9 protein-coding genes are annotated in these 12,573 nt (G+C 43.3%); 4 read left to right on the forward strand and 5 right to left on the reverse strand.

The genetic code is table 11. The annotated features are described in order from the left end of the window. Positions 1-272: 272 nt before the first annotated feature. Both BXY_RS15515 and BXY_RS15520 read right to left on the reverse strand, forming a co-directional pair. Positions 273-1,907 (reverse strand): rhamnogalacturonan acetylesterase, encoded by a 1,635-nt coding sequence (locus tag BXY_RS15515; RefSeq protein ID WP_015532407.1) that lies wholly within the window; start codon positions 1,905-1,907, stop codon positions 273-275. Between the two features lie 129 nt (positions 1,908-2,036). Beyond that, entirely contained in the window at positions 2,037-3,176 is a 1,140-nt protein-coding gene (locus BXY_RS15520) for a glycoside hydrolase family 88/105 protein (protein WP_118219695.1), read from the reverse strand. A 244-nt stretch (positions 3,177-3,420) separates the two neighbouring features. Here BXY_RS15520 and BXY_RS15525 point away from each other — a divergent pair, with 244 nt between their 5' ends. The 4 genes from BXY_RS15525 (at position 3,421) to BXY_RS15540 (ending at position 11,527) form a co-directional block, all read left to right on the forward strand. After that, a complete protein-coding gene (locus BXY_RS15525; RefSeq protein ID WP_015532409.1) occupies positions 3,421-5,262 on the forward strand; it encodes a rhamnogalacturonan lyase in 1,842 nt (613 codons plus the stop codon). A 3-nt stretch (positions 5,263-5,265) separates the two neighbouring features. Beyond that, a complete protein-coding gene (locus BXY_RS15530) occupies positions 5,266-6,675 on the forward strand; it encodes a glycoside hydrolase family 88/105 protein (protein WP_015532410.1) in 1,410 nt (469 codons plus the stop codon). 19 nt (positions 6,676-6,694) lie between these two features. Then, positions 6,695-7,009 (forward strand): L-rhamnose mutarotase, encoded by a 315-nt coding sequence (gene rhaM, locus BXY_RS15535; RefSeq protein ID WP_004308498.1) that lies wholly within the window; start codon positions 6,695-6,697, stop codon positions 7,007-7,009. A gap of 225 nt (positions 7,010-7,234) precedes the next feature. Further along, positions 7,235-11,527: a hybrid sensor histidine kinase/response regulator transcription factor gene (locus tag BXY_RS15540; RefSeq protein WP_008775429.1), complete on the forward strand. Its 4,293-nt coding sequence runs from the start codon at positions 7,235-7,237 to the stop codon at positions 11,525-11,527. Between the two features lie 70 nt (positions 11,528-11,597). Here BXY_RS15540 and BXY_RS15545 read toward each other — a convergent pair whose 3' ends face one another. From BXY_RS15545 to BXY_RS15555, 3 genes are read right to left on the reverse strand one after another with little or no spacing between them, the layout of a single operon-like run. Then, the gene (locus BXY_RS15545) at positions 11,598-11,804 is read right to left on the reverse strand and encodes a DUF3791 domain-containing protein (protein ID WP_004308500.1); all 207 of its coding nucleotides are present in this window, start codon (positions 11,802-11,804) and stop codon (positions 11,598-11,600) included. Beyond that, complete coding sequence (locus BXY_RS15550) at positions 11,801-12,325, reverse strand: DUF3990 domain-containing protein (protein WP_004308501.1); 525 nt, start codon at positions 12,323-12,325, stop codon at positions 11,801-11,803. The genes BXY_RS15545 and BXY_RS15550 overlap by 4 nt, the downstream gene beginning before the upstream one ends. Then, positions 12,322-12,570, reverse strand: coding sequence for a DUF3791 domain-containing protein (locus tag BXY_RS15555; protein WP_004308502.1), 249 nt, complete (start codon positions 12,568-12,570; stop codon positions 12,322-12,324). Before BXY_RS15555 ends, BXY_RS15550 begins: the two co-directional genes overlap by 4 nt. Between the last annotated feature and the right edge of the window lie 3 nt (positions 12,571-12,573).

A 12,573-nucleotide genomic window follows, 5' to 3' on the forward strand; every position in this document is an offset into this window, starting at 1 on the left:
AGTTCTTCCGCATTAAGGGTAAACTTCCTTTCTTTTAATACCAAACTTACAATCAACTTATTATAAACTATAAACGCAAGTTCTGTTTTTATAAATGAAGCTTTTGATTATAAAAACAAAACTTGCATTTTTATAAACGGAACTTGCGTTTATAGATTAGTCTTAAGCAACTGATACTTTGGTACTAATCCAAAAGAAGTTTGCAAAGGGATAAGAGTAACTTTTCTATTAATAGATTACGGGATAGATAGCGTACTTTATCCCTTATGTTCTTACTTTAAGTAATTCTTTAACGGGCAATCGCTCTTTTTCAACCCTTCAACAATGCTTTTCGCATTCATGTGCGCTCCTTTCAAAGAAGAGTGTGTATGGTCATGATTATAGTAAGTTGCTGCTTTCTTCACACCTTTCTTTTCTAGTTTATCGGCACTAATCTTATTCAGATCGATAAAATAAGCTCCCGTAGCTTCCGCAGCTTCACGTGTCCACTTGCCAAAAGACTCGGTATTACGTTCTATTTTTCCATCTTTCCATTTGTTGCGTGGCGTATGACTAAGAACGATGGGAATGGCACCTTTCTCCTGAACATCCATGATGAACTTTCGAAGATACCAGCCGAAAGTATAAACAACTTGATATTTGCCTGTCTTTTCCATTAGAAAGACTTTGCTCTCATCTCCCGAACCGCGCAATTCGGCACGGGCTTTCCCTTTGTTTATATCTCCTGCATCATTATGTCCGAACTGAATCAGAACGAAGTCCCCCGGTTGCAAGGCATTGTATACCTTATCCCAACGACCTTCATCGAGGAAAGTACGTGCACTACGTCCTGCCATCGCACGATTTTCTACAGAAATTTTATTTAGATTGAACTCGTCAGCAATTACGCTTCCCCAACCCCACATACCGTTTTTGTCTTTATCTTCATTTCTGACCGTACTATCTCCGATAGTAAACAATACCGGACGTCCCTCTTTCCGACTGGAACCTGTCACTGTATCTTTCTCAACAGGTTTCAGATAATTGGCTAATTCCAGTCCTTCATACGCACGTATTCCGTCAGCAGCAGATTCTGCATTTACTTTAGCACCGAAAGCACTTGTATGTATACGGTCGATGTAGAACATATATTTCACCTTATTCTTGCCGAACTTCTCAAATTTGCGGGCACTGATATCATTCAAGTCAATAAAAGGAACATGCTGTTCTTCTGCCACCTGCTTTGCCCACAATCCAAAAGTCTTGTTGACACGTGTGATGATGGTGCTGTCTTTGTCTTCCCAAGCATTGCGGGGAGTAAGCGAAAATAGGATAGGATGAGCACCTTTGGCTTTTACATCTTGAATGAAACGACGCATATATTCCCCGTAGGTATATACGGTTTCTTTTACTCCGGTTTCTTTAATCGTTACGTTCAGTGTATCTTTGCCAATTCCGGGAATGGAAGCACGGGCACGTCCGCTGTCGTATGGGCCGTTGTCATTGTGCCCCAGTTCGATGATAACCCAGTCTCCCGGGCGTACTCCTTTGATTACATCCGGCCATAAACGGTTATAGAAAGTACGGCTACTGGTTCCACCCAACGCATGATTCTCTACAGTAATCCGGTTAGAGTCGAAATAATCACCTGCATAATAGCCCCATCCCCATTGTCCGTTGTTGCCGTTTCCTAAAGTTCCGGTACGCATGGTAGAGTTACCTACCAGGAACAGAACAGGGTTGTCACCTTTCCGGCTCGAACCGGCTTCCGGTCGCGAGGTACGTGCTTTATTCAGGCTGTCCAGCGTGTTGTCAATTACTTGATTGACGTCTGCCATGGGAGCGGAAACTTTATTTTGCGCTTGCAGTTGCAAACTAAATGTAATGGCCATCAGCCAACATATATACGGGAATAATTTGTTTTTCATGAATCTGTTTTCTTTGAAATCCCTCACTGACCGGTGTCTAAACAGTCAGTGAGGGAACTAGCTACTAACTAACCTCTAACTAAACCTAATGAATGATTATCTTTAAACCTAATGAAAAAACTGTCTATGTTATTTTAATTTATAAACTTCTGTTCCGGCAAGCAGGAAACAACCGACTCCGTAGTCTTCAAAGTCGGGCACACTCTTATAAGTAACCGGCTGTCCGTCTTTAGGCTCTTTGCCTGTTCCCTGCACATATCCCAGGAATCCGTTCGGATGTACGGCATCTTTCACCATAGCGTTCCATGCTTTTAAAAGGACGGGAAGATATTCTTTGCGGTCGAGCAGTCCGTTGCGCACTCCCCAAGCCATGCCGTATACAAACAGTGCTGTTCCGGAAGTCTCTTTACCTCCGAAGTTCGTCGGATCATGAAGACTCACATTCCAGAAACCATCTTCACGCTGACATTTTTTAAGTGCCTTGCTCATAGCGAGAAAATCATTTATATAATCCTGGCGATGTATTTCATTGGCAGGGATTTCATCCAATACCCGTACAAGAGCTGCATATACCCAGCCGTTTCCACGACTCCAGTAACAATCTTCTCCATTCGGTTCTTTGTAAGGAGGATCAAAATCCTGATCGCGCCACCACAAGCAATCTTTAGGATTATACATTCCGGCTTCTCCGTGCACGTTACGAGTGTAAGAATACATATCCCACATCTTATCGTAGTATTTCTGTTCACCGGTCATTTTCCCAAACTTAGCGTAGATTGGCATTGCCATCTGGATAGCGTCAATCCACCACCAATCGTTCACCTGCGGAGTATTGACTACCATATCGATACTTGCTTTTATATTCCGGATCATATTCGGATCGGACGGACACATATTATAAAGGTCGATATAAACTTGTCCGCAGCAATGGTCGTCTGCGTTACGGGTCGTATTGCCGTTTCTCATTCCCCATTTGTGGAAATCAGCCCAATCGTAGGCATACTTATAATAATCCTCACGAGGGTAAATGCCATACAGAGCCATTAATCCTTCATAATATACGCCTCTCGTCCATATATTGCTTGGACGAACTCTGCCATAGAAAGAAGGCAATGTGTAATCGGCATACTTTTTCATAAAGTAGTCGTTTACTTTTACGATAGTCTCTAAAGTCTCTTTTTGTGCAGGTAACTCTTGTGCCATGACCGGCTTTCCTGTCATAAGACAAAGAAGAGTTACTGTAAAGAATGAGAGTAGTGATTTCTTCATGGTGAAATAATTCTGTTTTATTAATTGGGTGTTCATTCTAATTTTCATTGGCAAAGATAAGGGACGCACTTTTCTTTTTCAATGGATTTCCGTTCAGATATATTCATTTTTGTTCACCAGGTAGTTATAATGCGGTTTAAAAGTGGGCTATATGATGATTTCTACATAGATCTGTACAATATTCTATTTTATAAGTAGGCTGTGCCGCTTACTTTTGTGTTGTAAATTGATTAACGATAAAACTATGAAATGCATAAGTGCTTTTTTAAGTCTGTGTCTGATAGCTGCTTTTGTAGTGGCGCAGCCGAACTATGACTTTTCGAAACTGAAACGCGAACATTTGGGACGCGGTGTAATTGCCATCAGAGAGAATCCATCTACTGTTGCCGTGTCTTGGCGTTATCTGTCCTCCGACCCGATGGACGAATCTTTTGATGTTTATAGAAACGGTGAAAAGGTAAACAAATATCCGATAAGAAATGCGACTTTCTTTCAGGATATATATAAAGGTACGGAATCCGTACTTTATACCGTCAAAGCTATCCAATCAAAAACGGAAAGCAATTATCAATTGCCGTCCGATGCTCCGGCTGGTTATCTGAACATCCCGCTGAATCGTCCTGAAAACGGTACGACTCCGGCAGGACAAAGTTATTTCTATGCTCCTAATGATGCCAGTATCGGCGATGTGGATGGTGACGGGGAATATGAGATTATCTTGAAATGGGATCCGTCGAACGCACACGATAATTCGCATGACGGTTACACCGGAGAGGTATATTTCGATTGTTATAAATTAAACGGGCAACATTTATGGCGCATTAATCTGGGACGTAATATACGTGCCGGTGCACACTACACCCAGTTTATGGTGTTTGACCTCGATGGTGACGGTAAAGCGGAAGTAGTAATGAAAACCGCCGACGGAACAGTGGACGGAAAAGGAAAAGTGATTGGAGATGCGCAAGCTGACTATCGGAATGAACAGGGACGTATTTTGACCGGACCGGAATATCTGACTGTCTTCAACGGTCTGACAGGAGAAGCGATGCAAACGATTGATTACGTACCGGGAAGAGGAAACCTGATGGACTGGGGAGACAATCGTGGTAATCGTAGTGACCGCTTTTTGGCTTGTGTTGCCTATCTCGACGGCATCCATCCTAGTGTTGTGATGTGTCGTGGATATTATACCCGTACAGTATTGGCAGCATACGACTGGAATGGAAAGGAACTGAAAGAACGCTGGATTTTCGACAGTAACCATCCCGGTTGTGAAGACTATGCCGGACAAGGTAATCATAACCTTCGGGTAGGTGACGTAGACGGTGACGGATGCGATGAGATTATCTACGGCTCGTGTGCCATCGACCATAACGGCAAAGGGCTGTACACAACGAAGATGGGACATGGAGACGCGATTCATCTGACTCATTTCGACCCTTCCCGCAAAGGGTTGCAAGTATGGGACTGCCACGAAAACAAGCGTGACGGAAGTACATACAGAGATGCGGCAACCGGAGAAATTCTTTTCCAGATAAAAGATAGTACAGATGTCGGGCGTTGCATGGCGGCTGATATTGACCCGACCCAACCGGGCGTTGAAATGTGGTCTCTTGCTTCCGGAGGAATAAGAAATATAAAAGGAGAAGTGGTGAAAGCCCGTGTCAGAGGATTGTCATGTAATATGGCTGTCTGGTGGGACGGTGATTTACTGCGCGAACTATTGGATAGAAATATAGTCAGCAAATATAATTGGAAGAAAGGAGTCTGTGAGCGTATAGCCATTTTCGAAGGAGCTCTTTCCAACAACGGAACGAAGGCAACACCTTGCCTGCAAGGGGATATTGTAGGCGACTGGCGGGAAGAAGTACTGTTGCGCACAGCCGATAATACCGCTTTGCGGCTTTATGTCTCTACCATTCCCACTGATTACCGCTTCCACACCTTTTTGGAGGATCCTGTTTATCGCATCAGTATCGCTACCCAGAACGTAGCCTACAACCAGCCGACACAACCGGGATTCTACTTTGGACCGGATTTGCAGGGAACCCTATTCAGAGGATGTAAAATACCTAAAAAATAAAATATGAATATTCGTATCATAGCCATTGCTTCGTTGCTGATAGCTTTGCCTGTCAGCGCACAGAAAAAGAAAACTGTAGTGAATGACTCAAACACGCCTTTGCATTTATTGCAACCTGCTTATCAGGGCACTTATGGTGATTTGACACCGGAACAGGTAAAGAAAGAGGTAGACCGTGTATTTGCTTATATAGATAAGGAGACTCCCGCCCGTGTGGTAGACAAGAATACGGGTAAAGTGATTACCAATTATACAACGATGGGAGAGGAGGCACAACTGGAGCGTGGAGCTTTTCGTTTGGCAAGTTATGAATGGGGAGTGACCTATTCTGCCTTGATAGCGGCATCCGAAGCTACGGGTGACACACGCTATATGGATTATGTACAGAATCGTTTTCGTTTTCTGGCCGAAGTAGCACCGCATTTCAAGCGTGTTTATAAAGAAAAGGGCACAACGGACCCGCAGTTGCTTCAAATCCTCACTCCGCACGCACTGGATGATGCGGGAGCCGTATGCGCGGCGATGGTGAAAGTCCGTTTGAAAGATCCCTCGCTTCCTGTGGATGAACTGATACGTAATTATTTTGATTTCATCATTAATAAAGAGTATCGTCTGGCAGATGGAACTTTTGCACGCAACCGTCCGCAGCATAACACTCTTTGGCTGGATGATATGTTTATGGGTATTCCGGCAGTAGCACAGATGAGTTATTATGACAAGGGGCAAAAAAATAAATATCTGGCAGAAGCAGTGAGACAATTCCTGCAATTTGCCGATCGCATGTTTATTCCCGAAAAAGGACTGTATCGTCACGGATGGGTGGAAAGCAGTAGCGATCATCCTGCTTTTTGTTGGGCGCGCGCCAACGGTTGGGCTATGTTGACGGCTTGCGAACTGCTCGACGTTCTACCGGAAGACTATCCTCAACGTGCGAAAGTGATGGATTATTTCCGGGCTCATGTACGTGGAGTGACAGCCTTGCAAAGTGGAGAAGGACTTTGGCACCAACTGCTCGACCGGAATGATTCTTACCTGGAAACTTCCGCTACTGCGATATATGTATACTGCCTGGCACACGCCATCAATAAAGGATGGATTGACGCCATTGCTTACGGACCGGTTACTCATCTGGGATGGCATGCCGTAGCCGGCAAGATAAATGCGGAGGGGCAAGTGGAAGGAACCTGTGTCGGTACGGGAATGGCTTTCGACCCTGCTTTTTACTATTACCGTCCGGTCAATGTATATGCGGCACATGGTTACGGACCGGTTCTTTGGGCAGGTGCGGAAATGATTCGCTTGTTGAAAAATCAATATCCACAGATGAATGACAGTGCCGTTCAATACTACCAGGTGAAACAAAAGACGACAGCACCTATTTTTGCTATCGACACAGAAGAAAAGAAAGATTAACTTTAAATAGATTGAAACCATGAAACGAGAAGCATTTAAAATGTATTTGAAACCCGGATGTGAAGCCGAATATGAAAAAAGACATGCTGCCATCTGGCCCGAACTGAAAGCACTGCTTTCACAGAATGGAGTGTCGGACTATTCGATTTATTGGGATAAAGAAACAAATATCCTGTTTGCTTTCCAAAAAACGGAAGGGGGAGCAGGTTCGCAGGATTTAGGTAATACGGAAATCGTACAGAAATGGTGGGATTATATGGCGGATATCATGGAAGTGAATCCGGACAATTCACCCGTATCCATTCCTTTGCCGGAAGTATTCCACATGGATTGAGTTTTCAGTAATTCTATCAGTCTGTAATTTTTTAGACGCGGATTACACGGATGACACAGATTTAAGAATAAAAAATCCGCGTCATTCGTGTAATCCGCGTCTAAAAAATGGTAATAATTGTCCTTTAGCATATTCACTTCCTACTATTTAATGGAGTGTTTCTTTTATTATCTCAACTATCTTGATTATTTTTGTCCTACATTTATTATTAATCTTGGAATCTATATGACGCAAAGACACCTTTTAGTCTTCACTTTCCTTGTTAGCTTTGTACTGAATGCCTATAGTGCAATAGAGCTTCGTTCTACACAAATGAGAACTAGTGACGGTCTTCCCAACAACTCTATCCGATACATCTATCAGGATAGCAAAGGCTTTTTGTGGCTGGCTACCTTGAACGGATTAAGTCGTTATGATGGCAACTCTTTCCTGACCTTTCGTCCGGAAGCCGGAGATAAAGTGTCTTTGGCCGACAACCGGATTTACGATCTCACAGAAGATAAAGATGGCTTTTTATGGATTTCCACTACACCTGAACTATATAGCTGCTATGATTTGCAACGTGCCCGTTTTGTTGATTACACGGGTTGCGGCGAGTTAAGGCAGAATTACTCTACTGTATTTGTTACAGCCAACGGAGACGTATGGTTATCACATCAAGGCAATGGTTGCCGACGTATGGTGCATCAGAAAAACGGTGAAATGACATCCACCGTATTCAGGACAGAACGTGGAAACCTGCCGGACAACCGGGTGAAATTCGTGAATGAAGATGCCAGTGGACGTATCTGGATCGGCACTCAATGCGGATTAGTTTCTGTCTCCAATGGACAATATCGGATAGAAGACCGGTTGATTCATTTCACTTCTTCTCTGGCTTATAAGGATGACATGTATTTCCTTACGGCAGATGGAGATATTTATTATTACCATTCGGCTACGCAGAAGATGCAGAAGCTGGCTGCCCTTTCAACCGTTGCAGGGCAGACGTCGCCTACCGGAAATTTCTTGTTGAAAGATAAATGGATGATTCTGACTACGACCGGAGTATATACTTATGATTTTACGACCGGAGAGGTAGCCGCTGATCCTCGTCTGAATATTAAAAAGGGCGAACTGATTCGCGACAACCACGGAGACTATTGGATATATAATCATACAGGACGCCTCACCTATGTGGTTGCCGCAACCGGTGAAAGTAAAGATTTCCAGTTGATCCCTCAAGACAAGATCAGTTACATCGACTTCGAACGTTATCATATCGTACATGATTCCCGCGGAATCATCTGGATTTCTACCTATGGGAATGGGCTTTTTGCTTATAACACAGCCGAAGATAAACTGGAACATTTCGTTGCCAACATCAACGATCAAAGTCATATCAGTTCGGATTTCCTGCAATATGTCATGGAAGATCGTGCCGGTGGCATCTGGGTAGCTTCGGAATATTCGGGTTTATCCCGCATTTCAGTGTTGAATGAAGGAACTTCCCGCATCTATCCCGAGTCCCGTGAACTGTTCGACCGTTCGAATACCATCCGTATGTTGACCAAGATGTCTAATGGCGATATTTGGGTAGGTACGCGTAAAGGCGGACTTTATACCTTTGACGCAAATCTTCAGTCGAAAATGACGAATCAATATTTTCATTCCAATATTTATGCAATCGCTGAAGATCGCCAGGGACGGATGTGGACTGGAACCCGTGGTAATGGATTGAAGGTGGGAGATACCTGGTATTATAATACCCCGTCCGACCCAACTTCATTGTCGGATAATAACGTTTTTGCTATTTATCGCGATCGTAAAGACCGTATGTGGGTGGGTACATTCGGCGGAGGGCTCGAATTGGCTGAACCTACTTCTGACGGGAAATATAAATTCCGGCATTTCTTCCAGCAAACGTTCGGAATGAGGATGGTGCGTGTGATAGAAGAAGATGAAAACGGAATGGTCTGGGTAGGAACCAGTGAGGGGATTTGTATCTTTCATCCGGACTCACTGATTGCGGATGGTGATAATTATCATCTCTTCAGTTATACAAACGGAAAATTCTGCAGTAATGAAATCAAATGTATCTATCGTGATACGAAGGGACGTATGTGGATTGGTACTTCCGGTTCGGGACTGAACCTCTGTACGCCGCAGGACGACTATCATTCATTGAAATATGAGCATTACGGAACTTCCGAAGGGTTGGTCAACGATGTGATCCAGTCTGTTCTGGGAGATAGAAAAGGAAACCTTTGGGTAGCGACTGAATATGGAATTTCCAAGTTCACCCCGTCCACCCGTTCTTTTGAGAACTATTTCTTTTCTTCCTATACTTTAGGAAATGTGTATAGTGAGAATAGTGCCTGTATGCGTGAAGACGGGAAATTGCTTTTTGGTACAAACTATGGATTAATTGTGATCGACCCTGAAAAGATACAAGATAGTGAAACGTTTTCTCCGGTTGTTTTCACTGATTTGTACGTCAATGGGACCCAGATGAATCCGCAGATGGAGGATTCTCCTTTAAAACAGTCTCTTGCTTATTCGGATGAAATTACGCTGAAATATTTTCAAAACTCATTCCTGATAGATTTCTCCACTTTCGACTATTCGGATAGCGGACATACGAAATATATGTATTGGTTGGAAAACTACGACCAGGGATGGAGTGCTCCTTCTCCACTGAATTTCGCCTCCTTTAAGTACCTGAATCCGGGAACCTACATACTTCATGTCAAGTCCAGCAATGGATCGGGTATATGGAACGACAGTGAGACTACACTGAAGATCGTAGTCGTCCCACCGTTTTGGAAGACTAACTGGGCAATGTTGTGCTATGTTCTGTTATTGATGGTAGCCTTGTATTTTGCCTTCCGCATCGTCCGCAACTTTAATGGTTTGCGTAACCGTATTAACGTAGAGAAGCAACTGACTGAATATAAGCTGGTCTTCTTCACCAATATTTCTCATGAATTCCGTACGCCGCTTACTTTAATCCAGGGAGCTTTGGAGAAAATTCAGCGTGTCACGGATATTCCGCGCGAATTGATATATCCTCTGAAAACAATGGATAAGAGTACGCAACGTATGTTGAGACTCATCAACCAGTTATTGGAATTCAGAAAGATGCAGAATAATAAACTGGCGCTTTCTTTAGAGGAAACAGATGTCATCTCTTTCCTTTATGAAATATTTTTGAGTTTCGGCGACGTGGCGGAACAGAAGAATATGAACTTCCGTTTCTTGCCTTCGGTGCCATCTTATAAGATGTTTATTGATAAAGGTAATTTGGATAAGGTGACTTATAACCTGCTTTCAAATGCATTTAAATATACTCCTTCCAACGGAACGATTATTCTTTCGGTGAATGTGGACGAAGGGAAGCAAACATTGCAGATTCAGGTTTCGGATACGGGAGTGGGGATTCCTAAAGAGAAACAGAATGAATTGTTCAAGCGGTTTATGCAGAGTAATTTCTCCGGTGACAGTATTGGAGTCGGTCTGCATTTGAGCCACGAACTGGTGCAGGTGCATAAAGGTACGATTGAGTATAAAGACAATGAAGGTGGCGGTTCTGTATTTACCGTATGTATTCCGACAGATAAGACGGTGTATTCGGAGAAAGACTTCCTTGTTCCGGGCAACGTATTGCTGAAAGAGGCAGACGGTCACGTACATCATTTGTTACAGCTTTCGGAAGAGCTTCCTGACCCGGAAAAGATGGCTGCTCCTTTGAACAAACGGAAAGTGCTGATTATTGAAGATGATAATGATATCCGTGAGTTTCTACGGGAAGAAATTGGCGCATACTTTGAAGTGGAAGTGGCTGCCGACGGCACGTCCGGATTTGAAAAGGCCCGTACGTATGATGCCGACCTGATTATCTGTGATGTTCTGATGCCGGGAATGACCGGATTTGAAGTGACCAAGAAACTAAAAACAGATTTTGATACGAGTCATATTCCCATTATCCTTCTGACTGCGTTGAACTCACCGGAAAAGCATCTGGAAGGAATTGAGGCAGGTGCGGATGCATACATCGCCAAACCATTCAGCGTTAAACTGCTGTTGGCACGTGTATTCCGTTTGATCGAACAGCGTGATAAATTGCGTGAGAAGTTCTCCAACGAACCGGGTATTGTGCGACCGGCTATGTGTACTACCGAACGGGATAAAGAATTTGCAGACCGCTTGGCTGCCATTCTCGAACAGAATCTTGCCCGCCCGGAATTTTCTATTGATGAGTTTGCGCAGCTTATGAAGTTGGGACGAACCGTTTTTTATCGGAAATTACGCGGCGTAACAGGATATTCGCCTAATGAATATTTGCGTGTGGTGCGAATGAAGAAAGCGGCGGAGTTGTTGCTGTCAGAAGATAATCTAACGGTTGCGGAAGTCTCTTACAAGGTAGGCATCAGTGATCCTTTTTATTTCAGCAAATGCTTTAAAGCACAGTTTGGGGTGGCACCATCGGTTTATCAGCGTGGTGTGAATAATGAAGGAATAAATGAAAAAAATGAGTGATAAGGATTCAAAAAGGAACGGTATGAAAAGAAGAGATTTTGTTTGCTTGGTATCATAATATATTCTAAAATTACTGCTTGTCTTGTAATTCACGCAATACATCATTTATAATATAAGTATCACTCATTAGATGCAGTCCGTAACGGGAGTCATGTAACATGGCACATACATTCGTTTCATAAAACAGATTTAATGCTCTTTCCGGGCTTATCTCCAATCGGGCTGATAATAATAGGACGATGCGACTGATTTTTCTCCAAAGTACTTGTTCTCTCATTTGTTACCTCCTTTTCTGTCCATAGTATCCAGTGGAAAACTATTATCAAAATGTAGATATGTATCAATGAGTTGCTGATTGAGCAAACATATCTGATGATTAGGTTGTGCATATACCAATTGCCCGAGGGCTTGCTCTATGGTGATAATGTCGTTAAGGTAATCTTCTATGGTGTCAATAACCCGATCGTTTGCTACGCCTCCTTCTATAATATCATAATCTTTCCAAGGCTGTTTTCCATTCCTACTAGCGACAATAAAATTCAACCAATGCTGATCGTAAGCATCAAAACGAAGTAGCTTGAATCCAGCTTTTATAGCTGCATCCATATCAAATTCGTATACATTAATCCATGCAGTAGTACTTGCCCGTAATAGTTGTACGCGGGCAGCCCACTGTTCTGCTTGTGAGCGTAGTGAGGTTAGATAAAAACCTCTACCGAAATCTAAATCGGCACGTCCCACTTTGGCTAAGGGATGCTCTATAGAAAGGGTGGAGCCATGATAAAGTGTTATTTTCATCCCTTCTCGCCCTCCTGTGCCTCCCAGTTCTTCAAAGCCTCGACCACATCCTCGCCTACATGTTTTAGACTTTGTGTGTGCATCACTTCGTAATTGTCCAGTAGAAGACGTTTGATTAGATTCATTTTCTCTAAACGTCGGCGCATTTCCATAGGAGAAATTCCCATTTCGCGTGCTCCAGCTTCTATTGCCATGACTGCAAAGTGAATCTTTTCACTTTCTAGGATATCCGGTTGTTTACACATAAG

The organism is Bacteroides xylanisolvens XB1A (genome assembly GCF_000210075.1).
In the GTDB taxonomy this organism is placed as follows: domain Bacteria; phylum Bacteroidota; class Bacteroidia; order Bacteroidales; family Bacteroidaceae; genus Bacteroides; species Bacteroides xylanisolvens.

Excerpts from the sequence above, each read along its gene's own strand:
- BXY_RS15515 (WP_015532407.1), bottom strand. The coding sequence starts at position 1,907 with ATGAAAAACAAATTATTCCCGTATATATGTTGGCTGATGGCCATTACA.
- BXY_RS15520 (WP_118219695.1), bottom strand. The coding sequence starts at position 3,176 with ATGAAGAAATCACTACTCTCATTCTTTACAGTAACTCTTCTTTGTCTT.
- BXY_RS15525 (WP_015532409.1), top strand. The coding sequence starts at position 3,421 with ATGAAATGCATAAGTGCTTTTTTAAGTCTGTGTCTGATAGCTGCTTTT.
- BXY_RS15530 (WP_015532410.1), top strand. The coding sequence starts at position 5,266 with ATGAATATTCGTATCATAGCCATTGCTTCGTTGCTGATAGCTTTGCCT.
- rhaM (WP_004308498.1), top strand. The coding sequence starts at position 6,695 with ATGAAACGAGAAGCATTTAAAATGTATTTGAAACCCGGATGTGAAGCC.
- BXY_RS15540 (WP_008775429.1), top strand. The coding sequence starts at position 7,235 with ATGACGCAAAGACACCTTTTAGTCTTCACTTTCCTTGTTAGCTTTGTA.
- BXY_RS15545 (WP_004308500.1), bottom strand. The coding sequence starts at position 11,804 with ATGAGAGAACAAGTACTTTGGAGAAAAATCAGTCGCATCGTCCTATTA.
- BXY_RS15550 (WP_004308501.1), bottom strand. The coding sequence starts at position 12,325 with ATGAAAATAACACTTTATCATGGCTCCACCCTTTCTATAGAGCATCCC.
- BXY_RS15555 (WP_004308502.1), bottom strand. The coding sequence starts at position 12,570 with ATGTGTAAACAACCGGATATCCTAGAAAGTGAAAAGATTCACTTTGCA.